Raw genomic sequence first — 25,791 nt, forward strand, 5'->3', positions numbered from 1 at the left:
CCTTACGCGCAGGCCTTGGCGAGCGCGTTCGCCAGGATGGAGATGTCGGCGTCGAGCGTGGTCTCGGTCGCCGCGACCAGCAGGACGTCGTCCATGCCGGCCTCGGGGGCCAGGCGGCTGTAGGGCACGCCGGCCAGGATGCGATGCTGGGCCAGTTGTTCGACCACCTCGGCGGCGTTCTTCGGCAGCTTGATCGCGAATTCGTTGAAGAAGCGCGGGGTCAGCACCTCCACGCCCGGGATCGCCGCCAGGGCGTCGCGGGTGGCCAGGGCCTTCTCGTGGTTCAGCAGGGCCAGCTTGCGCAGGCCGGTCTCGCCCAGCAAGCTCATGTGGATGGTGAAGGCCAGGGTGCACAGGCCCGAGTTGGTGCAGATGTTCGACGTCGCCTTGTCGCGGCGGATGTGCTGCTCGCGGGTCGACAGGGTCAGGACGAAGCCACGCTCGCCGTCGGCGTCGACGGTCTCGCCGGTCAGGCGGCCCGGCATCTGACGGATCAGCTTCTCACGGCAGGCGAACAGGCCGACGTAGGGGCCGCCGAAGTTCAGGGCGTTGCCGATCGACTGGCCCTCGGCGGCGACGATGTCGGCCCCCATTTCGCCCGGCGACTTCAGCAGGCCCATCGACACGGCCTCGGTGACCACGACGATCAGCAGGGCGCCGGCGGCGTGGGCGGCCTCGGCGATCTTGGTGACGTCGGTGGCGGTCCCGAACACGTTGGGGGTCTGGACCACGACGCAGGCCGTGTCCTTGTCGATCGCGTCGATGACGGCGGCCTCGGCGTCGACCGCGGCGGCGAGGGCCTCGGTCTCGACGCCGACGGCGTGCACGACGGTCTCGGTGGCGCGGACGTAGTGCGGATGCACCCCGCCCGAGATCACCGCCTTGTTGCGGCGGGTCACGCGGGTGGCCATCAGCACGCCCTCGGCCATGGCGGTCGAGCCGTCATAGAGCGAGGCGTTGGCCACCGGCATGCCGGTCAGGTTCGCGACCTGGGTCTGGAACTCGTACAGGTACTGAAGCGTGCCCTGGGCGATTTCCGGCTGGTAGGGCGTGTAGCTGGTCAGGAACTCCGACCGCTGGATCACGTGGTCCACTGTCGCCGGCACGTGGTGTTTGTAGGCGCCCGCGCCGCAGAAGAAGGGCACCGAGCCGGCGTTGGCGTTCTTGGACGCCATGGCCGACAGGGCGCGCTCGACCTCCAGCTCGCCCGCGACGCGGGGCAGGTCGACGAAGCCGTCGCGGCGCGCCGCTTCCGGCACGTCCACGAACAGGTCGTCGATCGACTTGGCGCCGATGGCCGCCAGCATGGCGGATCGGTCGTCAGGGGTAAGCGGGAGGTAGCGCATGGGGGGAGGGTCCGTGCGTAAGAGGACTTAGAGGGTGGCCAGGAAGGCGTCGTAGGCGGCGCGGTCCATCAGGGCGTCGAGCTGCGAGGCGTCCGAGATCTTGATCTTGGCGAACCAGCCTTCGCCTTCCGGGTCGGCGTTGACGGTTTCCGGGGACGAGGCCAGGGCGGCGTTGCCCTCGACCACTTCGCCCGAGACCGGGGCGTAGACGTCCGAGGCGGCCTTGACGCTTTCGACGACGGCGAAGCTGTCGCCCTGCGACACGGCCTTGCCGGCGTCCGGGGTTTCGACGAACACCACGTCGCCCAGGGCGTCAGCGGCGTGCTTGGAGATGCCGACGGTGGCGATGTCGCCGTCGAGGCTGACCCACTCGTGATCCTTGGTGAACTTCATGACGGCCTCTCAGGCTTTGGGTTTGCGGTAATAGCGTTGCGCCACGAACGGCGTGGCGATGACTTCGGCGGCGGCGGGCTTGCCGCGCACGACGACCTTCAGGTCCGTGCCCAGCTCGGCGAAGGCCGGCGGCACGTATCCCATGGCGATGTTGCGGCCCAGGGTCGGCGACGGGCCGCCCGAGGTGACCTTGCCGATGATGTTTCCGTCGGCGTCGGCGATCTCGGCGCCTTCGCGGGCCGGGGCCCCTTCCTTGACGCTGAGGCCGACGCGGACGCGCGACGGGCCCTCGGCCAGCTCCTTCAGCACCCGCTCGGCGCCGTTGAAGTCGGCGCGCTCCTTGCGCGACTTGCTGAGGGCGAAGGTCAGGGCGCCCTCGACCGGGCTGGTCGAGGCGTCGATGTCGTGGCCGTGCAGCGGCAGGCCGGCCTCGAGGCGCAGGCTGTCGCGGGCGCCCAGGCCGATCGGCTTGACGCGTGCGTCCTGCAGCAGGGTGTTCCAGATGCGCTCGGCCTGGTCGGCCGGGACGGAGATCTCGTAGCCGTCCTCGCCGGTGTAGCCCGAGCGCGAGATGTAGCAGTCGGCGCCGAACAGCATCAGCCGGGCGCATTCCATGAAGCCCATCTCGGCCAGCAGCGGCTCGTGGGCGGCCATGACCTCGGCGGCCTCGGGGCCCTGGATGGCCAGCAGGGCGCGGTCGGCCAGGATGGTCAGCTTGGCGTCGCCGGCCAGATTGGCCTGCAGATAGGCGAAGTCGGCGTCCTTGTTGCCGGCGTTGACCACGACATAGAGGCCGTCGTGGTCGGGCTTGCCGGCCATCAGGTCGTCCATGATGCCGCCCTCGGCGTTCAGCAGCAGGCTGTACTTCTGCTTGCCGGTCTTGAGGATGGCGTAGTCGCCGGGGACGAAGCGCTCGAACTGGGCGATGGCGTCGTCGCCGGTGATCTTGCACTGGCCCATGTGGGAGACGTCGAACAGGCCGGCGTGCTCACGCGTCCAGCGGTGCTCGGCCAGCACGCCTTCGTACTGCACCGGCATGTCGTAGCCGCCGAAGCCGACCATGCGGGCGCCCGCGGCGCGGTGCGCGGCGTTCAACGGCGTGATCTTCAGGGTTTCGTCGCTCATGTCAGACTCTCGCGGTCGCGTGTTGAAGCGGATGGCTCCGCCGTCTTCGCGCCCCCGCTGTCCTGAAGCCTGAGAGATTCCGACGCCAAGTAGGCGTCTTGCTCCGTCGGCGCGCCCCCAGGACCGAGGTCCCTAGGCGACTTTCCAGCGTCCGTATGCCCTCGCGGTCCGTTTGCCTGAGCGTTTCCGGGGCGGTTGCGCCTTCGGCTCCGGACCCTCCGAGAAGGCTCCGATCTCTCCCGCGAGAGCGAGCGGACCTAGGCCCCGACTCCGCCGTGAAGTCAAGCGTGGGCGGCCGCGTAAGCCTTCGCCTCGGCGATGCGGGCGGCCTTTTCCGTCTCGTCGAGGAAGCTGCCTTCGAAGCTGTTGATGGCCATCTGGGTCACCTGCTCGCGGGTCAGGCCGACGGCCTCGGCGAGCCGGCGGTAGTTGTCGTTCACATAGCCGCCGAAATAGGCCGGATCGTCCGAGTTCAGCGTCACATGGATGCCCCGGCGCAGCATCTCGGGCACGGGGTGATCCTTCAGGTCCTTCACGACGCAGAGCTTCAGGTTCGACAGCGGGCAGACCGTCAGCGTCATCTGCGAGGCGGCCAGCCGCTGGATCAGGGCCTCGTCCTCCATCGAGCGGTTGCCGTGGTCCATGCGGTCAATGTGCAGCAGGTCCAGAGCCTCGTAGACGTAGGCAGGCGGGCCCTCCTCGCCGGCGTGAGCGACGCGCTTGAGGCCCAGCTCGCCGGCCCGGGCGAAGACGCGCTCGAACTTGGACGGCGGGTGGCCGACCTCGGAGGAGTCCAGCCCCACGCCCGCGATCTTGCCCAGCCACGGCCCGGCCTGGTGCAGGGTCTCGAAGGCGGCGTGTTCGTCCAGGTGGCGCAGGAAGCAGAGAATGAGCTCGGAGGTCACCCCCAGCTCGCTCTCCGCGCGCTTCATCCCGGCCAGCAGGCCCTCGGCGACGACGCCGAAGGGGATGCCCCGGTCGGTGTGGGTCTGGGGGTCGAAGAAGATCTCGGCGTGGCGGACATTGTCGGCCGCGGCGCGCCGGAAATAGGCCATGGCCAAGTCGTGGAAGTCGGCTTCGGTCTGCAGGACGGCGGCCCCGGCGTAATAGATGTCGAGGAAGTCCTGCAGGTTCGAGAAGTCATAGGCCGCCCGCACCGCCTCGACGCTGTCGAACGGGATGGAGACGCCGTTGCGCTGGGCAAGCTCGAACATCAGTTCGGGCTCGAGGCTGCCCTCGATATGCAGGTGCAGCTCTGCCTTGGGCAGGCCGGCGATGTAGGCGTCAAGGGACATGGGCGGGCATCCGGTCCAGGGGGGCGGCCGAGGACGGCGTCGTCCGGAGAGACTCCAGAACGCCGGCCGCCAGCCGACGGTAGGAAACGATAAGGGTGTCGGGCGAGGTGCGGAAGTCGTGCTGCAGCCACAGCCGCAGCTGGCCCACGAAGGCCCCCGCCAGGAAGGCCGCCGTCTGGCGTCGTTCCTCGGGCGGCAGTTGGGGGGCGAGGGCGTCCAGGTTCGCCTCGGCGATCTGCCGCAGCTTCCGTTCTCCCGCGCCGAGCATCACCTCCATCGACCGCGACGGCCCGACGCGGCGCGAGAAGGCCTGGTTGCCGGCGATGTGCATGACGACATGGGCGACCGGCAGGACGTCGGTCGACAGCCCTTCCCGGCGCGCCAGGGCGTCGCAGATCGAGATCATTCCCGCGAAGGACTGGCCCAGGAAGTCGTTTCGGTCCTCGAAGTGGGCGTAGAAGGTCGACCGGCCCACGCCCGCTGTCCGAACCAGGTCGCCGACGCGGATGGCGTCGATGTCCTGGGCCTGGCCGAGGGTCATCAGGGCTTGGGCCAGTCGGCCACGTGTCCGCGCCGCGCGCTGGTCCATCGTTCCCGAGCCGTTTCCGGACATTTGCGGCCTCTCTGTCCCGTATCCGCGTTTCGGCGCGGGACCCCCGCTGGTTTTCGCGCCGAACCATGCGATCGACAAGGCCGGGGAATGTTTCGGGAGGGAAGCTCATGTCCGCCAACCGCAAGGCCTGCGCCGCCGCCCTCGTGTGCGGCTGGCTGTTCTACGTCGCGCTGATGATGGTGCATCCGACGCGGATGGGCGGACCGGCGCTGGGCCATGTAACCCTGAACGACGCCGTGCACTGGACCGCCCTGCTGATCCTGCCGGCGCTGCTGTACGGCTATATCGAACTGGGCCGCAGCCTCGACCTGCGCCGTCCGATCGTGCTGCTGGCCGTCTGCACCCTCGTCGCCAGCCTGATCGCCGGCATGGGCGCCGCGACCATGAGCGGTCTGGTCATGGCCGATGTCGCCGAGGCGACGCAGGAGGGCGAGTTCGGGCCGGAGACGCTGGATGCGCTGCGCCACATCACCTTCTGGATCAACCAGGGCTTCGCCACGGTGCACTACGTCCTGCTGGCGCTCGGCATCGGCCTGTTCGCCTGGGCCTGGCCCAACCGCGCCGAGGATCGCGGCCTGAAGTACGGCGGCCTGCTGCTGGCGGCGGGATTCCTCGTCTGGTTGGCGAGCGGGCACTGGGGCGCGGACGTGCACAGCGTGCTGATCGTCGTCGCCGCCAGCGCCATCTGGAGCATCATGGCCGCGCTGGCGCAGCGCAGCCTGTCGGACGACTGCCTAGTTGCGTGATCACGGAAACGAGAGCAATCATCACGGATCCGTGATGAGGTGGTTCGGTGCGCGCTTTCGTCCTGCTGGTCTCGTTTGTGCTGCTCGGCGCCTGCACCAACATGGTGCGTTCCGAGACGCCCTGGTTCGGTCCCGCCGATGCGATTGGGGCGCCCGCCTTGCGCGACGGCGTCTGGGCCGCCGTCGATCCGGAGTGCGCCTTCGATACTCACCTGGCGCTGGAGGAATGGCCGGACTGCGCCCAGCGCCGGATTGTCCGCGGCGGTGAAGAGCTGAACCTGAACCGCAGTGGCGGCGGGGATCGGGTCGACTATAACTGGTCGAGCGAAGCCTTCGTCCTGACCGCGGGCGAGCTGCGCATCAACCAACGGGCCTGCGGTGAGCCTCATGGTCTCCGGGAGGCGGAGGAGAGCCCGGAATCGTCGGCGGTCGACGAGGCCGTCAGCCGTCTGGTCTACTGTTACGCCGCATTGCGCGCGGAGGCGCTCGACGCGGACGGGCGCATCGTCGCCTTCACTACCTGGCCGATCTGGTGCGGGCCGCAACCCGCCCAAGGCGAGGGCAACCCCAACGTGACCAACAAGCCTTTCCCCGGACTGACTGTCGTCGGCGAGTACTGCGTCGCCGACGACGTCGCCGCCCTGCGCGCCGCCGCGACGGCCACCGAGATGCTCCTGCCTGACCCGCGGCAGCGCGCCCGGTTCCGCTGGATTCGCGACGGCTGGCGCTAGCCGAGCGGCCTGACCCTACATTCGCTCCGGCGTGTCGATGCCGAGCAGGTTCAAGGCCGTCTCCAGCTGATCCAGCACCGCCTTGGACAGGGTCAGGCGCGAGCCCTTGGTCGCTTCGTCCGGCGCGACCAGCACGGGGCAGGCGGCGTAGAATTTCGAGAAGGTCTGGGCCAGCCGGTAGGCGTGCTCGGACACCAGGTGCGGCATCTTCTTGTCGTAGGCTTCCGCAACCGCTTGGGAGAAGGCGTCCAGCGTCAGGGCCAGGTCGCGTTCGGCCGGCTCAGCGATGACGACGGGGGCGAAGTCGGCGCCCTGGTCGGCGGCCTTGCGCAGCAGGGATTTGATCCGCACCGCCTGGTACAACAGGTAGGGGCCGGTCTTGCCCTCGAAGCTCATGAAGCGATCAAGGTCGAAGATGTAGCTGGTGGTCCGGGCGTTCGACAGGTCGGCGAACTTGAGGGCGGCGACGGCCACCTTGCGGGCGATGTCCTCGAACTCGGCCTCGGGCAGGGACTCGCCCAGCTTGGCCTCGTGCAGCCGTTCGCGCGCCTTGTCGGTGGCCTGGCTGATCAGGTCGTGCAGCTTCAGCACGCCGCCCGCGCGGGTCTTGAAGGGCTTGCCGTCGGGGCCGTTCATGGTGCCGAAGCCGAGGTGGTCCAGCTGGCCCTCGGCGGCGTAGCCGGCCAGATAGGCGCCGCGGAACACCTGTTCGAAATGCTCGGCCTGGCGCTCGTCGACGACATAGAGGACGAGGTCGAAGTCCTGGTCGCGGCGGCGCTGCTTGATCGTGGCCAGGTCGGTCGTGCCGTACATGGCAGACCCTTCCGACGACACCACCAGCAACGGCGGCGGGCTCGGGACCTCGGCGGTTGAGCCGTCGGGCAGCTTCTTCTTGCGCGTCTCGCCGGGGCGGGCGACGTGGATGACCTGGGCGCCGGCGTCCTCGACCAGCAGGCCCTTGGCCTTCAGCTCCTCGACCATGCCCGGGATCAGGGGATCGGCGTCGGATTCGCCGTTCCACAGATCGAAGGTGACGCCGAGGGCGCTGAACTCACGCTGCAGCGCCTTCATCGAGACGTCGTGCATATGCTTCCACAGGGCGCGGTAGCCGGGGCGGCCGCCTTGCAGCTCGGCGGTCGCCTTGCGGGCGCGGTCGCGGAAGGCGGGGTCTTCCTTGGCCTTGGCGGCGGCGGCCGGATAGAGGCGCTCGAGGTCCTCCAGCGCGACCGGGCTCTCGGCCGGGAAGGGGCCGTCGCCCGCGACCATGAAGGCGTCGGCCTTGCCCTCGTCACCCAGGGCGGTGATCAGCAGGCCCATCTGGAAGCCCCAGTCGCCGAAGTGGGCGTCGCCCCACACCTGGTCCCCGCGGAAGCGATACAGGCGCTTCAGGCTCTCGCCGATGATCGACGAGCGCAGGTGGCCGACGTGCATCGGCTTGGCCACGTTCGGCCCGGCGTAGTCGATGACCACCTTGCGCGGCTCGGCCACCAGGGCGGCGCCCGAATGATCGGCGTCGGCGGCGACCTGAGCGGCGCGCGCGGCCAGGGCGGCGTCGGCGACCTTCAGATTGATGAAGCCCGGGCCGGCGATCTCGACCGAGGCCAGGCGCGGATCGCCCTCGAGCCTGGCGGCGACCTTGGCGGCCAGTTCGCGCGGGTTGGCCTTCAGCGCCTTGGCGGCGGCCAGGGCGCCGTTCGACTGGAAGTCGGCCAGGTCCGGCCGGTCCGACGCGGTGACGCGGGCAAGCGAAGCCTCCACGCCTTCGGCGGCGAAGGCGGCCCCGACCGCTTCGCCCAGAATAGTCCTGAGATCGGTCATTACTGGGCCGGGGGCTGGGCGGCGGGCGGCTGGGTCGTGCCCGCGTTGACGCGGAAGCGGCTGCCCGATCGGTTGAAGTCGGCCATTTCCGGCGTGACGTCGAAGCCGACCAGAATCTCGAAATTATCGCCGCTGGTGGTGGCGCTGGCGCGCGGGATGACGATGGTCTGGTCCTGCGTCACCGAGGCGGTCTGGGCGCCTTCGAAATTGACCGGCAGGTCGAAATACTGCTTGGCCAGCACAGCCTTGTTCCGCTCCGTCACGGCGATCCAGTAGCGATAGGTGCGTTGATCGCCCTGGGCCTGCGGGCCGCGGCCGAGGTTGAACAGGACGCGGGTCTCGACCGTGATCGGCTGGTCGTCCTGGTAGCCGCAGTTCGACACCAGACCCTCGATCTCGCCGGTGAAGCCCACGTTCGAGGCGGCGACCCGGTCGCCGGTCAGTTCGACGTAGCGGGCGGCGTCGTAGAGAATTTTGACATAGGGGCAGGGGCCTGCCGCCGCGGCGCGGCGCAGCGGGGCGATGCGAGGGCGGCGGGCCGTGGTGTTGGCCTCGGCCCCGTCGGCGGTCTGGCCGCGCTCCTGCTGCTGCGGGCGATTCTGGGACTGGGCCTGTGCGGCCAGGGGGACCATGGCGGCCGAGACGGCGACGACGGCGGCCACCGAGGCCAGGGAAGTCTTGAAGACGCGACGCATCGAAGGATTTTTCCACGAACGGAGGAGGCGCGCCACACCCCGACGCGGCGCGCACGCTCACCGCTGATAGCGGCTAAAGCGAGGCGCGGCAAACCCGCGCGAACACCGTGTTCGTATGCACAGCGCGGTGGCGGGCGGCGGGGCGAACGACTAGGTTCCCGGCATGACCCTGCACACGCCCATCCGGCCTGACCAAAAGCGCCCCCTGACTGTCCGCTTGGCGACGCCGCGCGGCTTTTGCGCGGGCGTGGATCGGGCCATCCAGATCGTCGAGCGGGCCATCGAGAAGTACGGCGCCCCGGTCTATGTGCGGCACGAGATCGTCCACAACCGCCACGTCGTCGACCGGCTGAAGGCGATGGGGGCGGTCTTCGTCAAGGAGCTGGACGAATGCCCGGACGACCGTCCGGTGGTGTTCTCGGCGCACGGCGTGCCCAAGGCGATTCCCGCCACGGCCCGGGCCCGCGAGATGCTGTTCCTCGACGCCACCTGCCCTCTGGTCTCCAAGGTCCACGTCGAGGCCGAGCGCCACCACGCCGCCGGCCGGCACATCATCCTGATCGGCCACGCCGGCCACCCCGAGGTGATCGGCACCATGGGCCAGCTGCCCGCGGGCGCCATCAGCCTGGTCGAGACGGTCGAGGACGCCGAGGCCTTCCAGCGCCCCGGCGACGCGCCCCTGGCCTACGCCACCCAGACCACATTGTCGGTCGACGACACGGCCGAGATCCTGGCCGCCCTGAAGCGCCGCTTCCCGGAACTGCCCGACCCGCACAAGGAAGACATCTGCTACGCCACGACAAACCGCCAGGAGGCGGTGAAGCATTTGGGCGCGGGCTGCGAACTGGTGCTGGTGGTCGGATCGAAGAACTCGTCCAACTCCGCCCGGCTGGTCGAGGTCGCCCTGAGAGCCGGCGCCCGCGACGCCCGGCTCATCGATGACGCGGGGCACGTGGACTGGGCCTGGCTGGACGGGGTTCAGACGCTGGGGATCACGGCGGGGGCCTCGGCGCCCGAGAAGCTGATCCAGGACCTGATCGACGCGGTGCGCGAGCGCTTCGACGCCACGGTGGTCGAGGACGACGGCGAGCGCGAGACCGTGACCTTCAAGCTGCCGCGGGTGTTGACCGCCTAAGCGGAGCCTTTGCCGTTCGGATACGTTAGGTGGCCGACACAACAGGGGATGTCCATGCGTCTTCAGTCCGCTTGCGCCGTCGTTTCCGTTCTCGCCCTGCTCGGCGCCTGCACCCAGGAGGCTGAACCGCCCGCCGAGGCTCCCGTCGAACCGGTGGCGCCGGCAGCGACCACCCCGGCCGCGCCGCCCGTGACCTACGCCTGCGAGAGCGGCCAGTCGGTCACCGCGGTCTATGCGGACCAGTCCACCGCCCGCGTCACCTACAAGGGCCAGACCCACGACATGACCGTCGCCCGCTCGGCTTCGGGCGCGCGCTACACCGGCAATGGTCTGGAGTGGTGGACCGCCAACCGCAACGGCGTCGAGAGCGGCACGCTGAGCCGGCTGGGCCCCAACGAAGAGATCGGCACCACGGTGCTGGAGCGGTGCAGCCGGCCGTCGGCCACGCCGGACGTGCTGCCGCCGGGCGCGGTCCCCCCTGCCGGCGGCGTCAAGCCGGTGGCCGCCCCGTGCAAGGGCCCGCAGCTGCGCCTGTCGACCGACGGCGGCGACGCCGGCATGGGCCACCGGGTGACCATCGTCGGCGTCCAGAACATCGGGACCCAGGCGTGCAGCCTGACCGGCTATCCGACGGTCGCCTTGCAGGATCGCCAGAACCGCAATCTGACCACAGTCCGTTCGGACCAGAAACCCGGCAGCTACCTTCACTCAGGCGAGGCGCCCGCGCCGGTCGAACTGGCCCCGCAGGCCAAGGCCTTCTTCGACCTCGCCTGGACCGTCGTTCCGAACGAGGCGGAAGGCGAAAAGACCTGCCCGACCGCCGGCCGCATCCGCATGACCGCCCCGGGCGACACCGCGCCGGTCAGCCTCGCCCAGGTCTTCACGCCCTGCGGCGGCCGGATCGACGTGAGTCCGTTCCGCTCGGAGGCCGAACCGGCGACGTGAACCTCGGCAGGGGTTCAAACCGTCGCCAAAACGGCGTAGCGGAGCGCGCATGACAGCGACCTTCTATGACCGCGTCTCCGCGGAACTCGCCGACATCGACGCCCAGGGCCTGACCAAGCCGGAACGGGTCATCGCTTCCCGACAGGGACCGGTGATCAAGGTCGGCGGGCGCGATGTGCTCAACTTCTGCGCCAACAACTACCTCGGCCTCGCCGGCGACGAGCGGGTGACCCAGGCGGGCATCCGGGCCCAGGAAAAGTGGGGCGCGGGCACGGCCTCGGTGCGCTTCATCTGCGGCACGCTGGAGATCCACAAGGAACTCGAACGCGCGATCGCCGACTACCTCGGCTTCGAGGACACCATCCTCTTCGCCGCGGCCTTCGACGCCAACGGCGGCATCTTCGAGCCCCTGTTCGGGGCCGAGGACGCGATCATTTCGGACAGCCTGAACCACGCCTCGATCATCGACGGCGTCCGCCTGTGCAAGGCCAAGCGCTACCGCTTCGCCACCTCGGACATGGCCGACCTCGAGGCCCAGCTGAAGCAGGCCCGGGCCGACGGCGCCAAGGAGATCATCATCGCCACCGACGGCGCCTTCTCGATGGACGGCTACATCGCCAAGCTGAAGGACATCCGGGCCCTGGCCGACAAGTACTCGGCCCTGATCATGGTCGACGACTGCCACGCCACCGGCTTCCTCGGCCCGCAGGGCCGCGGCTCCTACGCCTGGAACGACGTCGAGGTCGACTTCGTCACCGGCACCTTCGGCAAGGCCCTGGGCGGGGCCATGGGCGGCTTCATCTGCGCCAAGGCCAATGTCGTCGCCCTGCTCAAGCAGCGGGCGCGCCCGTACCTGTTCTCCAACGCCCTGAGCCCCGCCGTCTGCGGTTCGTCGCTGGAGGCCATCCGCATCGCCGCGGGCGAAGAGGGCGACGCCCTGCGCAAGCAGCTGTTCGCCAACGCCGCCCGCTATCGCGCCGCCATGACCGAGGCCGGCTTCACCCTGCAGCCGGGCGAGCACCCGATCATCCCGGTCATGCTGGGCGACGCGAAGCTGGCCCAGGACATGGCCGCCCGCCTGCTGGAGCTGGGCGTCTACGTCATCGGCTTTTCGTTCCCGGTGGTGCCCCGCGGCCAGGCCCGCATCCGCACCCAGATGTCGGCGGCGCACACCTTCGAACAGATTGATCAAGCGGTCGCGGCGTTCACGACGGCCGGCAAGGAACTGGGCGTGATCGGCTAAGGCCGTTCGCGACCGGAGTTGATATGGGCCACAAGGGGCTCAGGCTTACAGAGAAAGACGCTCAGGCGATCGCTGAGGCGTATGTAGCGTCTCTCGATCTTAAGGGATGGCGCTATGAGGCTGGCGATGTTCACGACGCGTCTATGTCCCTGACTGGCGAGTACACGGTGGTCTTCGACACCTACAGTCCCGAAGGGACGTTGGTTGATGGCGCCGTTGCGGTGTTTGTGAATAAGGCGACCGGCAAGGCGCGAATGTTCGACGGGAGTATGTGATGATCGACACCATGAAGGCCCTGGCCAAGACCAAGCCCGGCGTGGGGCTGGAGCTGATCGACGCCCCCATCCCGGTCGCCGGCGACGAGGACGTGCTGATCAAGGTGCACAAGACCGCCGTCTGCGGCACCGACATCCACATCTGGAACTGGGACGAGTGGTCCCAGAAGAACGTCCCGGTGCCGATGATCACCGGCCACGAGTTCGCCGGCGAGATCGTCGCCATCGGCAAGGATGTCGACCGCCGCCTGAAGGTCGGCCAGCGCGTCTCGGCCGAAGGCCACGTCATCGACCTGAACTCGGAAGCGGCCCGCGCCGGCCATTTCCACCTCGACCCGGACACCCGCGGCATCGGCGTGAACCGCCAGGGCGCCTTCGCCGAATACGTCGTGGCCCCGGCCTTCAACGTCATCGAACTGCCCGACGACGTCCCCTATGAGATCGGCTCGATCCTCGATCCGTTCGGCAACGCCGTGCACACCGCCCAGCAGTTCGACCTGCTCGGCGAGGACGTGCTGGTCACCGGCGCGGGGCCCATCGGCATGATGGCCGCCGCCGTCGCCCGCCACGCCGGCGCCCGCACCGTCGTCCTGACCGACATCAACGACTTCCGCCTCGAGCTGGCCCAGAAGGTCGCGCCCGGCGTCCGCACGGTGAACACCACCAAGGAAGACCTTAAGGACGTCATGCACGAGCTGGGCCTCAAGGTCGGCTTCGACGTGGCGCTGGAGATGTCGGGCTCGCCGATCGCCTTCAAGCAGTGCGTCGACACCCTGATCATGGGCGGCGGCATGGCCCTGCTGGGCATTCCGTCCAAGCCGATGGAGACCGACTGGGGGACGATCATCCTCAAGGCCCTGACCATCAAGGGCGTCTACGGGCGCGAGATGTTCACCACCTGGCGCAAGATGCTGGGCCTGCTCAAGGCCGGCCTGGACCTGCAGCCGCTCATCACTCACCAGATGAGCTACCAGCGCTTCGAAGAGGGCTTCGAGGCCATGCGGTCGGGTCAGTCGGGCAAGGTCGTGCTGGACTGGAGCAAGGCGGCCTAGTCCGCCGTCTCATGACCGAACGGTCGCCCATTGTCGCCTTTCTGGAGGGGGAGGGGCCCGACTCGCGCGGGCGCACCCTGTTCCAGGTGCTGGGCATGGACAATGCGGCGCTGGAGCGGACGCACGACTTCATCCAGTGGCTGTTCCCGCTGCCGGAGCCGTCGTCGGCCGTGCCGGACGCGCCGGTCCTGAGCGCGGACGACGTGCAGGCGATCCACGACTCGGTCACGGCCCAGTGCGCCCTGGCCGCGGCCTCGGACCGGATGGACGCCTTCTATCGCATGACCCACGACTGGCTCATGCCGAACGACCACAACCACCTGCGCATCACCCGCATCATCCGTTCATTGCGGATCCTGCGCGGCGACGTGGAGGCCGAGGCCTTCAAGGCCCAGATCCTGGCGCGGGTGGAAGCGACGCGGGCGCCCGTGAGCGCCCGCAGCCGCGGTTACTGGCAGACCGCTTAAGCGGCCGCGGCTTCGTTCTTCTTCATCGTCGCCATGAAGACGATGATGACGAACAGCAACATCGAGCCGACCAGCATGACCTCCGAGACCGGCAGCAGCGGCATGAGCACCGGCTTGCCCAGCAGGATCAGGGCCAGCATTGGCATCGAGATCAGGAAGCCGAGCACCGACAGGCCGAAATGCAGCTTGGGCAGCCAGCCCTCGGCCGCGGCCGGGAACGAGCGGTAGAAGAGGCCGAACAGCATCATGGACGCGAAGCCGAGCAGGTTGATGTGGGCGTGCACCGGACGCAGCACGAAATCCTGGTTGGCGCCCATCCAGACACCGAGACTCATGCCCACCAGGGCGGACAGCACACCGAGACGCAGAAAATTATTCGATACCGACATGGTTTGGGTCCCTCCGACATTTCGGGCGGCTCGTAGACCGCCGTTCTCCCCGGGACTCAAGTTACAACAGCGTTAGCTCAATGTCTTGATCAGGGCTTTCTCGAAGCTCTGGGCCTCGGGGCCGGGCAGGGCGCCGGGAAGGTCTCCCGCCTCGAACAGCTCGAAGACCTTAGGGTGGACATAGGACGAGCGACACACCGTCGGCGTGTTGCCGAGCAGGCCGGCGACGGCCTTCACGCAGACGGTGATCTTCTTCTTCGCATCGGTGGGCGAGGTCGGCGGCTCCATTTCGCGCAAGGCCCGCGCCGCCGACACGGTGCCGGCCCAGGTGCGGAAGTCCTTGGCCGAGAACTGCTCGCCCATGGCCTCGCGGATGTAGGCGTTCACGTCGTCCGAGGTGATCGGACACAGGTCGCCGTCGGGCCCCCGATATTTGAACAGCTGCCGTCCCGGCAGTTCGTTGAGGCCGCGCACGACCGTGGCGAGCCGCCGGTCGCGCACCCGCACCTCGTGCTCAACTCCGCTCTTGCCGCGGAACGAGAAGTTCAGAGCCGTTCCGTCCATCTCCAGGTGCCGCTTGTGCAGGGTGGTCAGGCCGTAGGAGCGGTTCTGCTTGGCGTACTGGGCGTTGCCGACCCGGATCAGGCTGATCTCCAGCAGCCGCACCGCCGTGGCCAGGACCTTGTCGCGGCACGGACCTCGCTTGTTGAGGTCCGCCTCGACCCGCTTGCGAAGCTTCGGAAGAGCGCGGGCGAAGTCGGACAGGCGGTCGAACTTGGTCTCGGCGGCGTGGCTGCTCCAGCCCGGGTGGTAGCGGTACTGTTTGCGGCCCTTCACGTCCCGGCCGATGGCCTGGATGTGCCCGGTGGCGCGCGGGCAGATCCAGACGTCCGTCCACGCCGGCGGGATGGCGAGGGCGCGGATGCGGTCCAGCACCTTCTCGTCGCGGATCAGGTCGCCGTTCTTGTCGTGGTAGGCGAAGCCCTTGCCCGAGGCGGTGCGCTTGATCCCGGGCATTTCGTCGCTGCACCAGGTCAGGCCCTGGGGGATGTCGGCCGGGTCGAGGACGGTCACCCCTGCGCCTCGCGCAGCCGGGCCCTCAGGCCGTTGATCCATTCGCGGCCCGGATCGCCGCCCCACAGCAGCCAGGCGATGTAGCCCGCCGACGGTTTCTTGGGGTTGGCCCAGTCTCGGCCGTGCTTGTCGACCGCGTGGCGGGCGAAATAGCTGTACATCGACTTGATGTCGCGATCGCTGACCGTGCGCCGATCGCTCAGCTGTTCGGCCCGGCGCTCGCCGACCTCGGTGCCGCCGCGGCCGTGCTCCTCGCGCAGCGCCAGCCCGCGCGCCGCCTGGGCCGCCACGGTCGCGGGCGGGGTGCGGTCTTCGTCGGACAGGGCGGGGTGGTCGATCATCGTCGGCTCTCGTCGGGCTTGCGCAACGACAGGAGGTCCCCGCCGGTTCCGGCTTGACCCCGCGCCCGGCGCGGGGGAGAGCGACGCATGAATTATCGCCACAGCTTCCACGCCGGAAACTTCGCCGACCTGGTCAAGCACGCCCTGATGTTGTGGCTGCTGGAGCGCCGCCAGGCCTCCGGCCCGGTGACCGTCATCGACACTCATGCCGGGGCCGGCGTCTACGACCTGACCGGCGACGCCGTGCGCTCCAAGGAGGCCGAGGCGGGGGTGGCCCGCCTTATGGCCGCCGAGGGCCGTCCGCCGCTGATCGAGGCCCTGGCCGCCGAGGTCGCCAAGCTGAACCCCCGCGGCGGGGTCGGCCTCTATCCGGGCTCGCCCCTGCTGGTCGCCGGCCGTCTGCGCCGCGACGACCGCTACGTCGGCTTCGAGCTGAACCCGCCGGTGGTCGAGCTGCTGGAGGAGGCGCTGGCGCCCTTCCCGGCGGCCGAGGCGAGGGCTGGCGACGGCTATGACCAGGCCCAGGCGGAGGCGGCGCGGACCAAGGGCGGCTTCGTGCTGATCGATCCGCCGTTCGAGCGCCCCGACGACTACATGCGGGCCGCCGAGACCGGCGCCGCCATCGTCCGCGCCGACCCGCGCGCCCTGGTGGCCATCTGGACCCCGCTGAAGGACATGGAGACCTTCGACGGCTTCCTGCGCCGGCTGGACCAGCAGGGGGCCAAACGGGTGCTGGTGGCCGAGGCGCGCCTGCGGCCGCTGACCAATCCGATGAAGATGAACGGCTGCGCCATGGTGGTGCTCAATGCACCCGCCGGCGCGGAAGCGGCCGCGGCCGAGATCTGCGGCTGGGTCGCCGGTACGCTCGGCGAGTCGGGGGCGCGGTCCGAGGTCTGGACCACGGGCTAGGCCCGGCCGCCTAATCGATCACTTCGCCCGGCTCATAGAGGTGCGGTTCGAAGGTCGCGATGGCGGTTATCGGCTCCATGATCTGCATCACGGACGGATGGCGCGCCATGGCCTTCCAGTCCTCGCGCGAGCGCCAGATCGAATGCACGGCCGCCACCCGGCCGTTCAGCCCGCGGTGCACGGTGGCCGAGACGAAGCCGTCCAACGCTCTCTGGGCCTGGAGCATCTGGGTCAGGTGCTCCATCAGCGCGTCCAGCTTCTCGGGCTGGCAGCGATAGACGTTGATGAGGACGACGGGCGCAAGCTCGGCTTCGGTCATGGCGGCTCCTCTAACGGATCAGGCTTTGCGCGTCTTGTGTGACGGCCCATATCGGGGCGGATCGAGGAGCACGCCATGACCCGCATCGCCATCCTGAAGACCGGCGGACCGCCGCCCGCCCTTTCCGAGGCCCACGGCGATTACCCGGCCATGTTCCGGACCCTGCTCGGCAATGGCTTCAGCTACACCGCCTTCGACGTCCAGGCGCACGAGTGGCCGGACCCGGTGGCGTTCGACGGGGCGATCATCACCGGCTCCTCGGCGGGGGTCTACGAAAAGGACGCCTGGATCGAGGCTCTGCTGGACTGGATCCGCATGGCCCGCGGCGAGCTGCGCATGGTCGGGGTCTGCTTCGGCCACCAGGCCATGGCTCAGGCGCTGGGCGGCCGGGTCGAGAAATCCGATCTCGGTTGGGGCGTCGGCCTGCACCGCTATGAGGTGATCACCGACGAGCCATGGATGACCCCGCCGGGGATCTCGCTCGCCATGCCCGCCTCGCACCAGGACCAGGTGGTCGAGAAGCCGCCCGAGGCCCGGGTCTGGCTGACCAGCGACTTCGCGCCCCTGGCCGGGTTGGCCTGGGGCGACGACCTGATCACCATGCAGGGCCATCCGGAGTTCACGCCGGCCTATGCGTCGGCGCTGACCGGCGGGCGCCGTGATCGCATCGACCCGGCCCTGGTCGACGAGGCCCTGGCCAGCCTCAAGGAGCCGGACGACCGGGCCCTGGCCGGCGAATGGATCCGTCGCTTCCTGTCCGCGCCGCGTTGACGCCGGCGTAAACCTTACGAAACGAATGTCGTGCGACGTAGGCGGGTCAAGTCGGGCCCTTCATGTCGTTTATCCGCCGCATCGTCCTCGCGAGCCTCGCCGCCGCCGCCCTGTTCGGCCTGGCGGCGCCCGCTCTCGCCAACCACGCCGAGCCGGCCGGAGCGAACGGCGAACGGGTCGACGACGCCGCGCGCCTGGCCCTTTTCGTCGAGCGTCGCGCCGGCGCCACCACCTTCCGGGCGCTCGATACCTTTGGCCGGGCGGCGTCGTACCGCAGCGATCGCGAAGGCCTGAACCGTCTCTATCACGTCACCTGGACCATCCTGAACCAGGGCGATTTCGAAGCGGCCACCGAGTGGAACGACCGCCTCGCAGCGGGCGCACGCGCCCAGCGCGACGACCGCTACATCGACATCGCCCACCTCAATGCGCTGACCATCCGCTACGACCAGGGCGAAACCGGCGTCAGCGCCCAGATGGCCCAGATGGCGACCTCGGGCCGCGACTGGTTCGTGCGCGCCCACGCCGCCCGCCTGACCGCCCTGGGGCTGATGGACCGCGGCCGTATCGGCGAGGGCCTGGAGGTCCTGGCCCGCGCCGAGGCCGACATTCCTGACCACGACCCCTTCGCCGCCACCGCCCGGGCCGGCATCTGGGAGGTCGCCGGCATGGGGCTGAAGGACCTCAACGACGTCCAGGGCGCCGCCACCGCCTTCCGTAAGTTCGAGATCGACTATTCCAACCCGGCCTATCCCCGTCCGGACTTCGACAGCCTCTACAACCTGACCATGATGGCCGTGCAGGTCGGCGATCATCGCCGCGCCGCCGTCTATTATGACGCCCACCACCGACTGGCGCAGCGCGCCGGCCTGACGACCCTGTCGATCTACGACGCCAGCCTGTGCGCCACGGTGGCCAACGCCCGGGCCGAGCCGCGGGCCGTGCTGGCGTGTCTGGCGCCCTTCGGCGAGGACCTGGGGGAGGCAGCCTATCTGGCCGCCGAGACCCTGCCGTTGCGCGCCATCGCCCGCGCCCGCACCGGCGACCTGACCGGAGCCCGCCGCGACCTGGCCGCGCTGCGCCGCCTGCAGGACGAGGCCGCGATCCAGTCCGAGGTCAATCACGTCGAGGCCGAGGTGCTGTTCGCGGAGGGCCGCTCCGAGGAAGCCTACCGCCTGCTGCGCGCCCACATGCTGGAGAGCGAGACCGACGCGGCGCGCAGCTTCAGCACGGGCATCCACCAGGTGACCGGCAACATGCAGCAGCAGCTGACCGAGCGCCGCAGCCAGCTGGAGACCGCGCGGTCCAACACCCGCCTGCAGCAGATCGTAATCGGCATCGGGGTGATCTTCCTGCTCTCGGCCGGCGCGACCGTCGCCTGGCTGTGGCGCCAGGCCGCCCAGCTCCGCGCTGCCCGTCGCCGCGCCGAGGAGGCCAACCGCGCGAAGAGCGAGTTCCTCGCCAACATGAGCCACGAGATCCGCACCCCGCTGAACGGCGTGGTGTCGATGGCCGACGCCCTGGCCCGGCGCGAGCTCGACGCCCAGGAACACGAGATGGTCGACCTCATCCGGTCGTCCGGGGCGACTCTGGAGCGTTTGCTGTCCGACATCCTCGACAGCGCCAAGATCGAGTCCGGCCAGGTGGCGATCGAGCCGGTCGCCTTCGACCTGGAGCAGACCGTGGGCGACGTCGCCGCGCTGTGGCGGGTCAAGGCCGAGGACAAGCATGTGGCGCTCGAGGTCGACTTCGACGGAGCGCTGGCCGGCCATGTCGAGGGAGACGCCGTGCGCCTGCGCCAGGTGCTGACCAACCTGGTCAGCAATGCACTGAAGTTCACCTCCGAGGGCGCGGTGCGCCTGACGGTCTCGTCCGCCCCCGATGGGCGGGTGCAATTCCGGGTCAGCGACACCGGCTTGGGGTTCGACGGGGACACCAAGAGCCGCATCTTCGGCCGCTTCCAGCAGGCCGACGGGTCGATCACGCGGCGCTTTGGCGGCACCGGTCTGGGCCTGACCATCTCTGCGGCCCTGGTGGAGCTGATGGGTGGGACGCTGGATTGCGACAGCACCCCGGGCGAAGGCTCGACCTTCTGGTTCGACATTCCGCTGCCGGCGGCCGACGCTCCCGCGGCGCCGGTCGAGGCCGAAGCGACGACGGCCGACGTCGCCGCGGCTCCGCTGCGCATCCTGCTGGCCGATGACCATCCCGCGAACCGCAAGGTGGTTGAGATCATGCTGTCGGCCACGGCCATGGAGATGGTCGCCGTCGAGAATGGTGCGGAGGCGCTGGACGCCTTCGTCGACGGCGGCTTCGACGTGGTCCTGATGGACATGCAGATGCCGGTCATGGACGGCCTGACCGCCACCCGGAAGATCCGCGAGCACGAGGCGACCCTCGGCCTGGCGCGCACGCCGGTGCTGATGCTGACCGCCAACGCCATGGCCGAGCACGTCGAGGCCGGCCGCTTCGCCGGCGCCGACGGCCACGTCACCAAGCCGGTGACCCTGGCCAGCCTGTTCGCCGCCATCAGCAACGCCCTCGACGTCGAGGCGCGCGAGGCGGCCTAGCTCAGGGCCACTTCACCACCGGGGGCATGGAGCTGAGGATCGAATCGACGTTGCCGCCGGTCTTGAGCCCGAACATCGTGCCGCGGTCGTAGAGCAGGTTGAACTCCACGTAGCGGCCGCGCCGCACGAGCTGCTCCTCGCGCTCTTCCTGCGTCCAGGCTTCGGTCATGCGGCGGCCGACGATGGCGCTGTACGCGGCCAGGAAGGCCTCGCCGACGTCGCGGGTGAAGGCGAAGTCCCGCTGATAGTCGCCGCTGTCGTGGTGGTCGTAGAAGATGCCGCCCGTGCCGCGCGGCTCCTTGCGGTGGGCCAGCCAGAAATACTCGTCGCACCAGGCCTTGAACTTCGCATGCCAGTCCGGGTGGTGGGCGTCGCAGGCGGCCTGCAGGGCGGCGTGGAAGTCGATCGTGTCGGGCGCGTCTTGGCGGCGGTCGACGTCGAGCACCGGGGTCAGGTCGGCCCCGCCGCCGAACCAGCTCTGGGTCGTGGCGATGAAGCGGGTGTTCATATGCACGGCCGGCACGCGCGGGCTGACCGGATGGGCGATCAGGCTGATGCCGGTGGCGAAGAAGCGCGGGTCCTCGGCGGCGCCGGGCACCGACCTGGCGTAGTCCGCCGGGAAGCTGCCGTGAACGGTCGAGACGTGCACGCCGACCTTTTCGAACAGGCGGCCGTGCATCATCCCCATCACCCCGCCGCCGCCCTCAGGCCGGTCCCAGGGCGTGCGCACGAAGCGGCCGGGCTCGCCGGGGAAGAGGTCGGCGGGGGCGGCGTCCTCAAGGGCTTCGAAGCCGGCGTGGATGCGGTCGCGCAGGCTTTCGAACCAGGCCCGGGTCTCGGTCTTCTTCTGATCAAGGGTGACGGCGTCGGACATGGTCGCGCTTGAACCATGCCAGGCGCGCGCCGTCACCTCCCTGCGACGCCCCGTCGCTCACGTGTCCGCCCTAGAAGGCGAACTCGAGATAGACCGCGGGACCGCTGAACTCGTAGTCCATGCGTCCGGTCCAGTCGTCCTTGGTCACGTCCACGCCATAGTCGACGAAGCGATACATCGCCCCGATGCCGACGTTCCTGTGGAAGCGATAGGAGACCTGGACCTGGGCGTTGGTGATGTCGCCGTCGTAGTCGCCGTAGGACAGCGACATATAATCGACCCGGCCGTTGACGGTGACCTTGGGGTAGATTTCCCAGTTGGCGTAGAGGCCGACGGTCGGCAGAGGCGCGAGGAACTGCTTCTGGCGCCGTTCGGTGTTGATCGCCGCATTGCCGACGCGCGCCTCGCCCTGCAGCCGCAGGTCGAAGTCGGTGGCGTGCAGGCCCAGCGAAGCGCCGGCTTCCCAGACGTCATTCTTGACGAAGGAATAGCCGAGGGTCAGCCGGTAGACGTCGGTGTTCATCTCGCTGTCGACGGTGACCGAGGCCGGGAAGACGACGTCGTCGAAGACGAGTTCGCGGCCGATCGTGGTCGAAGCGTCCCGGTCCAGGGAATAGAAGTCCGCCCCGATGATGAAGCGGTCCGTGACGCGCCAACCTGCGCTGACCGAGGGCAGGAATTTGTTGTCGTCCATGGCGAGATCGGACTCGAAGTCGATCTCCGTGCCGACCTGCTGTCCCAGCACCGAGTTCACCCGGGCGTGGGTGTCGATATCCGCCGAATAGCCGGCGATCTGGATCCAGGCCCGGTCGTCCAGCGCCTGGGCGGCGGCAGGTTGTGCAATGCAGACGATGGCGGCCCCCGCCGCTCCGAATACGATCCCCTTGGCCAGTCTCATTGGCTCTCCTCCTTAGGCGGCGAAGCAAAGGATACGCCGCCGTCCGAACGCCGGTATCAGGCGAAACCCGGAGACAAAGGCGATGCGGTCCCGTCGTGGCTCCGATGCACAAGGCGGGTTTGACGACGCCGCCGCGTCTGCCACTGTCCCGCTTCGTTGACCGGGAGTTCCTCATGCTTCGCGCCGCCCTGCTGACCACCGCCGCCCTGCTGGCCGCCACTCCTGCGCTGGCCCAGAATTCCGACGACGCCGGTGAGGCGCGGGCTCGGCGCATCCTGGAGCGCACGCCGTTGATCGACGGCCACAACGACCTGCCCTGGGCCCTGCGCCAGACCTACGGCAACGATCCCTATCGCGTGGACCTGACCACCAATCTGGACGCCTCGACCGAGTTGCACACCGACATCCCGCGCCTGCGCGAAGGCGGCGTCGGCGGTCAGTTCTGGTCGGTCTATGTCCCGGCCACTCTGGCGCCCGTCGAGGCCGCCAAGGCCACCTTCGAACAGATCGACACGGTCAAGCGCATCGTCGCCGCCCATCCGGACGTGTTCGAACTGGCGACGACCGCGAACGACATCCAGCGCATCCACCGCCGCGGCAAGATCGCCTCGCTGATCGGCATGGAGGGCGGGTATTCGATCGACGACTCCCTGGGTCTGCTGCGCGAGTTCCACGATGCCGGGGCCCGCTACATGACCCTGACCCACTCCAAGACCACGACCTGGGCCGACAGCGCCACCGATGCGCCCAAGTGGGGCGGCCTGTCGCCCTTCGGCGAGCAGGTGGTCAAGGAGATGAACCGGCTCGGGATGATGGTCGACCTCAGTCACGTCTCCGAAGAGACCATGCTGGACGCCATGCGGGTGTCCGAGGCGCCGGTGATCTTCTCTCACTCCTCCGCGCGGGCGGTGACCGATCATCCGCGCAACGTGCCCGACAGCGTGCTGCGCCTGATGCCCGAGGACGGAGGAGTGGTCATGGTCACCTTCGTGCCCGGCTTCATCAGCGAGGAGGTCCGCGCCTGGGGCGCCGCTCGCGCCGCCGAGGACGCCCGGCTGAAGTCGCTGCACCCGGGCGACCCCAAGGCGGTCACCGACGGCGTCGCCGCCTGGACCGCCGCCCATCCGACGCCGCGCGCGTCGATCGACGACGTCGTCGCCCACATTCAGCATGTCCGCGACGTAGCCGGGGTCGACCATGTCGGCCTGGGCGGCGATTTCGACGGGGTCGGCGCCTTGCCGGTCGGGGTCGAGGGCGTCGACGCCTATCCGGGCATCCTCGCCGCCCTGCTGGCCAAGGGCTGGACCGAGGCCGACATCCGCAAACTGTCCGGCGAGAACGTCCTGCGCGTCATGCGCCAGGTCGAAGCGGTGGCGCAGGGCCAGCGCGCCGAGCGGCCGAACTTGGCGGCCCTGCCCGCCGACGGCGCGCCGGAATAGCCTTCACGCCGGGCTGGGCGCCGAATACGCCGGCCGCATCCAGCGGTCGGCCAGAGCCTGAACTTCCGCGGAGGCGGCGGCGCGCTTGGCTGCCGCGTCCGGCTGGAACGGCTGACCTGACCGTTTGGGGTCGTCGCCCGACAGCGCCTTCATGGCTTCGATCGTCTCTGGATCGGGCGTGACCCCGAAGTGGGCGGCGACCGTCGACCATGCCGCCTCGGGCAGGTCGCGGTAGTCCAGCACAAGGCCGCCGCCGAGCGCCTGATGCGCCTCTCCTGCCCGATAGATCGTTCCCAGCACCTTGGCCGCATAGGCGTCCGCGTCGGCGAGGTCCGTCTCCGTCAGGCCGAACAGGTCCGCCGGCAGCATGCCGGGGGAGACGTGCACCCCCCGACGCGCCAGGGCGCTGACCAGAACCTCGACCGGCTCGCGCCGCAGGAAGACCCAGGGCGTGTCCGTGAAGGCCTCCCGGATGAGCGGCAGCTGCAGGGTGTTCCAGGCGTCGAACTTGACGAACAGCCGGTCCTGGCCCGGCGCCCGGGCCTGGCCCAGGGCTGAAATCATCGCCCGCAGCAGCCGAACCCGCCGCGCCCGGTCCAGCCGCGACCCCGCCCGCACGACGCTGTCGACCGGGCCCGGTTCGGACAACACCAGGGCGCCAGGCAGGCGCCCGAGCAGGGCGGCCAGAAGGGTCGAGCCGCAGCGCGAGACGTGGAAGACGAAGCCGGTCGGCGAAATGCCGGGGCTGGCCTCGGCCCAGGCCTCGAGATCCGCCAAGGTCGTCGTCCGGGTGAACAGGACATTGGCCGGCCGTTGCCGCAGGCGGGCGAAGGTGTCGTCCAGAAAGGCGTCCGGAAAGTCCGGCTCGTCCGAATGAAGCCACTCCACGGTCGAGGCCTCGACGTCGGCGTCGTTCCAGAAGATGCGGCCCGGGATCCAGCCCGTCAGGTTCAGCGTAGCCATGCGGCGTTCCAGCGGCGGCGCTCGGCCGCGGCGCTCTCCGAGACGGCGCGGGCGTCGAACAGGAAGCCGTGCTCGGCGCCCAGGCGGACCGTCTCGTCGGCGAACAGGTCCCGGTCGGCGATGTCGCGCAGTTCGGCGTGCAGGTCAGGTCGGCTGGCCACCAGGGCGCGGAAGCCGGCCAGCGCCTCCGCCGCCGCGATGGGCTCGATCTCGCGGAGGGGCGGAGGCTCGGGGCCGTCGCAGGCGATAAGCTCGCGGAGCCAGTCGTCGAGCTCCGCGTCGAGCACCAGATGGATGCGGTCGCGCTCGCCGCGATTCGCCACGCGGTGCGGCTGCGACAGGTCCAGGTACCAGAGCTCGCCCTCGGCCATGTCGACGCGGCGGTTGCGCAGGCGGAAATCGACGTCGGCATGCGTGCGCACCGGCACGTGAAGGCGCACCTCGCCGCGATCCAGGCCGAGGTCGTAGTCGCGGTGCTCACGGATCACCGCGCCCGGCCCCAGCCGCAGCAGGCGCACGCTGCGCAAGGGGCAGGGGAGGGCCGCCATCACGGCGCGGAACGCCGGACAGCGGTCCAGCAGGGGCTGATCCTCGAACGCCTCGCCGCCGGAATACAGGCTCTCGCCACCGCCGACGGGGCCGCGCAGCACCAGGCCGCTCCAGTCGCCGTCGTAGCGGTCGCGGTTGAAATGAGGCAGCCAGCCCTCGGCCGACAGCCGATCCAGATCCGCCTGCAGCCCGGCGGGATCGAAGGCGAGGGGCAGCTTCAGGCGGTCGACCATCGGCCAAGCTTGCCGGGCGCGATCCCTCCCGTCCAGCGTCCGCCGGACGATGTTCGGTCAGCGGTTCTGGCGAATGGCTTCCCACAGGGCGATCCCTGCGCTGACCGACAGGTTCAGCGAGCGCGCCCCGGGTTTGAGGGGAATCACCACCCGCGCGTCCGCAGCCTCATGAACATGCTCCGGCGCGCCCGACGGCTCGCTGCCGAACAGCAACACGTCGTCGGGCTCGAACCGGAAGGAATCCAGCGGCGTCGCGCCCTTGGTGGTGAAAAGCACCAGCCGTCCGCCCGTCCGGTTCTGCTGGAAGGCGTCCCAGTCTGCGTGCCGCGTCATATGGCCCAAAGGCCCGTAATCCAGCGCTGCGCGCTTCATGGCGCGGTCGTCGAAACGGAAGCCGGTAGGCTCGATGACGTGCAGTTCCACCCCGAAACAGGCGCTTAGCCTGATGCAAGCGCCGACGTTCTGCGGAATGGCCGGTTGAAAAAGGGCGAGACGCATTCTAAGGCCCTCATACGCGTAGCCCGGAGGCTTGTCGCGGCCCGAATTGCGACCGTTTCTCAAGAGGCGGCAGCGTCTTGCGGCG

At 69.4% G+C, this 25,791-nt stretch carries 28 protein-coding genes and 2 riboswitches; of the genes, 12 read left to right on the forward strand and 16 right to left on the reverse strand.

The genetic code is table 11. The features are described from left to right. Positions 1-2: 2 nt before the first annotated feature. From gcvPA to ASC65_RS07325, 5 genes are all read right to left on the reverse strand, one after another. Positions 3-1,346 (reverse strand): aminomethyl-transferring glycine dehydrogenase subunit GcvPA, encoded by a 1,344-nt coding sequence (gcvPA, locus tag ASC65_RS07305; protein WP_056451166.1) that lies wholly within the window; start codon positions 1,344-1,346, stop codon positions 3-5. Between the two features lie 27 nt (positions 1,347-1,373). Further along, positions 1,374-1,739, reverse strand: coding sequence for a glycine cleavage system protein GcvH (gene gcvH, locus ASC65_RS07310; protein WP_056451169.1), 366 nt, complete (start codon positions 1,737-1,739; stop codon positions 1,374-1,376). 9 nt (positions 1,740-1,748) lie between these two features. After that, positions 1,749-2,864, reverse strand: coding sequence for a glycine cleavage system aminomethyltransferase GcvT (gcvT, locus tag ASC65_RS07315; protein ID WP_056451172.1), 1,116 nt, complete (start codon positions 2,862-2,864; stop codon positions 1,749-1,751). Between the two features lie 55 nt (positions 2,865-2,919). Continuing rightward, positions 2,920-3,014, reverse strand: a riboswitch (glycine riboswitch). Positions 3,015-3,018: 4 nt separating this feature from the next. Beyond that, positions 3,019-3,116: riboswitch (glycine riboswitch) on the reverse strand. A gap of 29 nt (positions 3,117-3,145) precedes the next feature. After that, positions 3,146-4,159, reverse strand: a complete 1,014-nt coding sequence (locus ASC65_RS07320) for an adenosine deaminase (protein WP_056451175.1) — start codon at positions 4,157-4,159, stop codon at positions 3,146-3,148. Next, the gene (locus tag ASC65_RS07325; RefSeq protein WP_156459583.1) at positions 4,149-4,772 is read right to left on the reverse strand and encodes a TetR/AcrR family transcriptional regulator; all 624 of its coding nucleotides are present in this window, start codon (positions 4,770-4,772) and stop codon (positions 4,149-4,151) included. The genes ASC65_RS07320 and ASC65_RS07325 overlap by 11 nt, the downstream gene beginning before the upstream one ends. A gap of 107 nt (positions 4,773-4,879) precedes the next feature. Here ASC65_RS07325 and ASC65_RS07330 point away from each other — a divergent pair, with 107 nt between their 5' ends. Both ASC65_RS07330 and ASC65_RS07335 read left to right on the forward strand, forming a co-directional pair. Beyond that, positions 4,880-5,518, forward strand: coding sequence for a hypothetical protein (locus tag ASC65_RS07330; protein ID WP_056451182.1), 639 nt, complete (start codon positions 4,880-4,882; stop codon positions 5,516-5,518). A gap of 47 nt (positions 5,519-5,565) precedes the next feature. Further along, positions 5,566-6,249: a hypothetical protein gene (locus ASC65_RS07335; RefSeq protein WP_056451185.1), complete on the forward strand. Its 684-nt coding sequence runs from the start codon at positions 5,566-5,568 to the stop codon at positions 6,247-6,249. A gap of 15 nt (positions 6,250-6,264) precedes the next feature. Here ASC65_RS07335 and argS read toward each other — a convergent pair whose 3' ends face one another. Both argS and ASC65_RS07345 read right to left on the reverse strand, forming a co-directional pair. Further along, positions 6,265-8,067, reverse strand: a complete 1,803-nt coding sequence (gene argS, locus ASC65_RS07340; protein ID WP_056451188.1) for an arginine--tRNA ligase — start codon at positions 8,065-8,067, stop codon at positions 6,265-6,267. Then, positions 8,067-8,762 carry a hypothetical protein gene (locus tag ASC65_RS07345; protein ID WP_056451191.1) on the reverse strand — a complete coding sequence of 232 codons (696 nt, stop codon included), beginning with the start codon at positions 8,760-8,762 and terminating at the stop codon, positions 8,067-8,069. The genes argS and ASC65_RS07345 overlap by 1 nt, the downstream gene beginning before the upstream one ends. 163 nt (positions 8,763-8,925) lie before the next feature. Here ASC65_RS07345 and ispH point away from each other — a divergent pair, with 163 nt between their 5' ends. From ispH to ASC65_RS07375, 6 genes are read left to right on the forward strand one after another with little or no spacing between them, the layout of a single operon-like run. Beyond that, complete coding sequence (gene ispH, locus ASC65_RS07350; protein ID WP_056451194.1) at positions 8,926-9,897, forward strand: 4-hydroxy-3-methylbut-2-enyl diphosphate reductase; 972 nt, start codon at positions 8,926-8,928, stop codon at positions 9,895-9,897. Between the two features lie 54 nt (positions 9,898-9,951). Continuing rightward, positions 9,952-10,842, forward strand: a complete 891-nt coding sequence (locus tag ASC65_RS07355; protein ID WP_056451445.1) for a DUF4232 domain-containing protein — start codon at positions 9,952-9,954, stop codon at positions 10,840-10,842. A gap of 49 nt (positions 10,843-10,891) precedes the next feature. Continuing rightward, positions 10,892-12,085 carry a glycine C-acetyltransferase gene (locus ASC65_RS07360; RefSeq protein ID WP_056451197.1) on the forward strand — a complete coding sequence of 398 codons (1,194 nt, stop codon included), beginning with the start codon at positions 10,892-10,894 and terminating at the stop codon, positions 12,083-12,085. 23 nt (positions 12,086-12,108) lie between these two features. Then, a complete protein-coding gene (locus ASC65_RS07365) occupies positions 12,109-12,360 on the forward strand; it encodes a hypothetical protein (RefSeq protein ID WP_056451200.1) in 252 nt (83 codons plus the stop codon). Next, a complete protein-coding gene (tdh, locus tag ASC65_RS07370) occupies positions 12,360-13,412 on the forward strand; it encodes an L-threonine 3-dehydrogenase (RefSeq protein ID WP_056451202.1) in 1,053 nt (350 codons plus the stop codon). The genes ASC65_RS07365 and tdh overlap by 1 nt, the downstream gene beginning before the upstream one ends. Positions 13,413-13,423: 11 nt before the next feature. Then, positions 13,424-13,879, forward strand: a complete 456-nt coding sequence (locus tag ASC65_RS07375) for an opioid growth factor receptor-related protein (RefSeq protein ID WP_056451204.1) — start codon at positions 13,424-13,426, stop codon at positions 13,877-13,879. Here the strand turns inward: ASC65_RS07375 and ASC65_RS07380 are convergent. The 3 genes from ASC65_RS07380 to ASC65_RS07390 all read right to left on the reverse strand — a co-directional run bounded on the left by ASC65_RS07380 (position 13,876) and on the right by ASC65_RS07390 (position 15,683). Further along, a complete protein-coding gene (locus ASC65_RS07380) occupies positions 13,876-14,268 on the reverse strand; it encodes a hypothetical protein (protein ID WP_056451206.1) in 393 nt (130 codons plus the stop codon). The two genes, ASC65_RS07375 and ASC65_RS07380, sit on opposite strands and share 4 nt — an antisense overlap. Before the next feature lie 72 nt (positions 14,269-14,340). Then, complete coding sequence (locus ASC65_RS07385) at positions 14,341-15,342, reverse strand: DNA topoisomerase IB (protein ID WP_327019505.1); 1,002 nt, start codon at positions 15,340-15,342, stop codon at positions 14,341-14,343. Beyond that, a complete protein-coding gene (locus tag ASC65_RS07390) occupies positions 15,339-15,683 on the reverse strand; it encodes a hypothetical protein (protein WP_056451213.1) in 345 nt (114 codons plus the stop codon). Before ASC65_RS07390 ends, ASC65_RS07385 begins: the two co-directional genes overlap by 4 nt. An 87-nt stretch (positions 15,684-15,770) precedes the next feature. Between ASC65_RS07390 and rlmJ the strand changes: the two genes are divergently transcribed. Further along, complete coding sequence (rlmJ, locus tag ASC65_RS07395) at positions 15,771-16,592, forward strand: 23S rRNA (adenine(2030)-N(6))-methyltransferase RlmJ (protein WP_056451217.1); 822 nt, start codon at positions 15,771-15,773, stop codon at positions 16,590-16,592. A 10-nt stretch (positions 16,593-16,602) separates the two neighbouring features. Here rlmJ and ASC65_RS07400 read toward each other — a convergent pair whose 3' ends face one another. Continuing rightward, the gene (locus ASC65_RS07400; RefSeq protein WP_056451220.1) at positions 16,603-16,911 is read right to left on the reverse strand and encodes an antibiotic biosynthesis monooxygenase family protein; all 309 of its coding nucleotides are present in this window, start codon (positions 16,909-16,911) and stop codon (positions 16,603-16,605) included. A 75-nt stretch (positions 16,912-16,986) separates the two neighbouring features. Here ASC65_RS07400 and ASC65_RS07405 point away from each other — a divergent pair, with 75 nt between their 5' ends. Further along, positions 16,987-17,682 carry a type 1 glutamine amidotransferase gene (locus ASC65_RS07405; protein WP_056451221.1) on the forward strand — a complete coding sequence of 232 codons (696 nt, stop codon included), beginning with the start codon at positions 16,987-16,989 and terminating at the stop codon, positions 17,680-17,682. A 62-nt stretch (positions 17,683-17,744) separates the two neighbouring features. Continuing rightward, complete coding sequence (locus ASC65_RS07410; protein WP_056451222.1) at positions 17,745-20,252, forward strand: hybrid sensor histidine kinase/response regulator; 2,508 nt, start codon at positions 17,745-17,747, stop codon at positions 20,250-20,252. Position 20,253: 1 nt separating this feature from the next. On the opposite strand, the gene hemF is transcribed toward ASC65_RS07410, so the two are convergent. Further along, the gene (gene hemF / locus ASC65_RS07415; RefSeq protein ID WP_056451228.1) at positions 20,254-21,126 is read right to left on the reverse strand and encodes an oxygen-dependent coproporphyrinogen oxidase; all 873 of its coding nucleotides are present in this window, start codon (positions 21,124-21,126) and stop codon (positions 20,254-20,256) included. Positions 21,127-21,196: 70 nt separating this feature from the next. Continuing rightward, positions 21,197-22,024, reverse strand: a complete 828-nt coding sequence (locus tag ASC65_RS07420) for an outer membrane beta-barrel protein (RefSeq protein WP_056451231.1) — start codon at positions 22,022-22,024, stop codon at positions 21,197-21,199. 173 nt (positions 22,025-22,197) lie between these two features. Between ASC65_RS07420 and ASC65_RS07425 the strand changes: the two genes are divergently transcribed. Further along, positions 22,198-23,463, forward strand: coding sequence for a dipeptidase (locus ASC65_RS07425; RefSeq protein WP_056451447.1), 1,266 nt, complete (start codon positions 22,198-22,200; stop codon positions 23,461-23,463). A 3-nt stretch (positions 23,464-23,466) separates the two neighbouring features. Here the strand turns inward: ASC65_RS07425 and ASC65_RS07430 are convergent, their stop codons facing one another. Genes ASC65_RS07430 through ASC65_RS07440 form a run of 3 tightly spaced genes read right to left on the reverse strand, consistent with a single transcriptional unit; the run spans position 23,467 to position 25,706 of the window. Then, positions 23,467-24,426 carry a hypothetical protein gene (locus tag ASC65_RS07430; RefSeq protein WP_056451233.1) on the reverse strand — a complete coding sequence of 320 codons (960 nt, stop codon included), beginning with the start codon at positions 24,424-24,426 and terminating at the stop codon, positions 23,467-23,469. Next, positions 24,414-25,208: an aspartyl/asparaginyl beta-hydroxylase domain-containing protein gene (locus tag ASC65_RS07435; protein WP_082525920.1), complete on the reverse strand. Its 795-nt coding sequence runs from the start codon at positions 25,206-25,208 to the stop codon at positions 24,414-24,416. Before ASC65_RS07435 ends, ASC65_RS07430 begins: the two co-directional genes overlap by 13 nt. Before the next feature lie 57 nt (positions 25,209-25,265). Further along, positions 25,266-25,706, reverse strand: coding sequence for a tRNA (cytidine(34)-2'-O)-methyltransferase (locus tag ASC65_RS07440; RefSeq protein WP_056451236.1), 441 nt, complete (start codon positions 25,704-25,706; stop codon positions 25,266-25,268). Between the last annotated feature and the right edge of the window lie 85 nt (positions 25,707-25,791).

It is taken from the genome of Brevundimonas sp. Root1279 (assembly GCF_001425945.1).
Classification (GTDB): Bacteria; Pseudomonadota; Alphaproteobacteria; order Caulobacterales; family Caulobacteraceae; genus Brevundimonas.

Bases quoted from the DNA above. Each gene is read 5' to 3' on its own strand.
- ASC65_RS07375 (WP_056451204.1), top strand. From the start codon at position 13,424: ATGACCGAACGGTCGCCCATTGTCGCCTTTCTGGAGGGGGAGGGGCCC.
- ASC65_RS07325 (WP_156459583.1), bottom strand. From the start codon at position 4,772: ATGTCCGGAAACGGCTCGGGAACGATGGACCAGCGCGCGGCGCGGACA.
- ASC65_RS07440 (WP_056451236.1), bottom strand. From the start codon at position 25,706: ATGCGTCTCGCCCTTTTTCAACCGGCCATTCCGCAGAACGTCGGCGCT.
- gcvPA (WP_056451166.1), bottom strand. From the start codon at position 1,346: ATGCGCTACCTCCCGCTTACCCCTGACGACCGATCCGCCATGCTGGCG.
- ispH (WP_056451194.1), top strand. From the start codon at position 8,926: ATGACCCTGCACACGCCCATCCGGCCTGACCAAAAGCGCCCCCTGACT.
- ASC65_RS07435 (WP_082525920.1), bottom strand. From the start codon at position 25,208: ATGGTCGACCGCCTGAAGCTGCCCCTCGCCTTCGATCCCGCCGGGCTG.
- ASC65_RS07365 (WP_056451200.1), top strand. From the start codon at position 12,109: ATGGGCCACAAGGGGCTCAGGCTTACAGAGAAAGACGCTCAGGCGATC.
- tdh (WP_056451202.1), top strand. From the start codon at position 12,360: ATGATCGACACCATGAAGGCCCTGGCCAAGACCAAGCCCGGCGTGGGG.
- ASC65_RS07430 (WP_056451233.1), bottom strand. From the start codon at position 24,426: ATGGCTACGCTGAACCTGACGGGCTGGATCCCGGGCCGCATCTTCTGG.
- ASC65_RS07355 (WP_056451445.1), top strand. From the start codon at position 9,952: ATGCGTCTTCAGTCCGCTTGCGCCGTCGTTTCCGTTCTCGCCCTGCTC.
- ASC65_RS07345 (WP_056451191.1), bottom strand. From the start codon at position 8,762: ATGCGTCGCGTCTTCAAGACTTCCCTGGCCTCGGTGGCCGCCGTCGTC.
- ASC65_RS07400 (WP_056451220.1), bottom strand. From the start codon at position 16,911: ATGACCGAAGCCGAGCTTGCGCCCGTCGTCCTCATCAACGTCTATCGC.
- ASC65_RS07390 (WP_056451213.1), bottom strand. From the start codon at position 15,683: ATGATCGACCACCCCGCCCTGTCCGACGAAGACCGCACCCCGCCCGCG.
- ASC65_RS07330 (WP_056451182.1), top strand. From the start codon at position 4,880: ATGTCCGCCAACCGCAAGGCCTGCGCCGCCGCCCTCGTGTGCGGCTGG.
- ASC65_RS07425 (WP_056451447.1), top strand. From the start codon at position 22,198: ATGCTTCGCGCCGCCCTGCTGACCACCGCCGCCCTGCTGGCCGCCACT.
- ASC65_RS07380 (WP_056451206.1), bottom strand. From the start codon at position 14,268: ATGTCGGTATCGAATAATTTTCTGCGTCTCGGTGTGCTGTCCGCCCTG.
- argS (WP_056451188.1), bottom strand. From the start codon at position 8,067: ATGACCGATCTCAGGACTATTCTGGGCGAAGCGGTCGGGGCCGCCTTC.
- gcvH (WP_056451169.1), bottom strand. From the start codon at position 1,739: ATGAAGTTCACCAAGGATCACGAGTGGGTCAGCCTCGACGGCGACATC.
- ASC65_RS07360 (WP_056451197.1), top strand. From the start codon at position 10,892: ATGACAGCGACCTTCTATGACCGCGTCTCCGCGGAACTCGCCGACATC.
- gcvT (WP_056451172.1), bottom strand. From the start codon at position 2,864: ATGAGCGACGAAACCCTGAAGATCACGCCGTTGAACGCCGCGCACCGC.
- hemF (WP_056451228.1), bottom strand. From the start codon at position 21,126: ATGTCCGACGCCGTCACCCTTGATCAGAAGAAGACCGAGACCCGGGCC.
- ASC65_RS07410 (WP_056451222.1), top strand. From the start codon at position 17,745: ATGTCGTTTATCCGCCGCATCGTCCTCGCGAGCCTCGCCGCCGCCGCC.
- ASC65_RS07405 (WP_056451221.1), top strand. From the start codon at position 16,987: ATGACCCGCATCGCCATCCTGAAGACCGGCGGACCGCCGCCCGCCCTT.
- ASC65_RS07320 (WP_056451175.1), bottom strand. From the start codon at position 4,159: ATGTCCCTTGACGCCTACATCGCCGGCCTGCCCAAGGCAGAGCTGCAC.
- rlmJ (WP_056451217.1), top strand. From the start codon at position 15,771: ATGAATTATCGCCACAGCTTCCACGCCGGAAACTTCGCCGACCTGGTC.
- ASC65_RS07420 (WP_056451231.1), bottom strand. From the start codon at position 22,024: ATGAGACTGGCCAAGGGGATCGTATTCGGAGCGGCGGGGGCCGCCATC.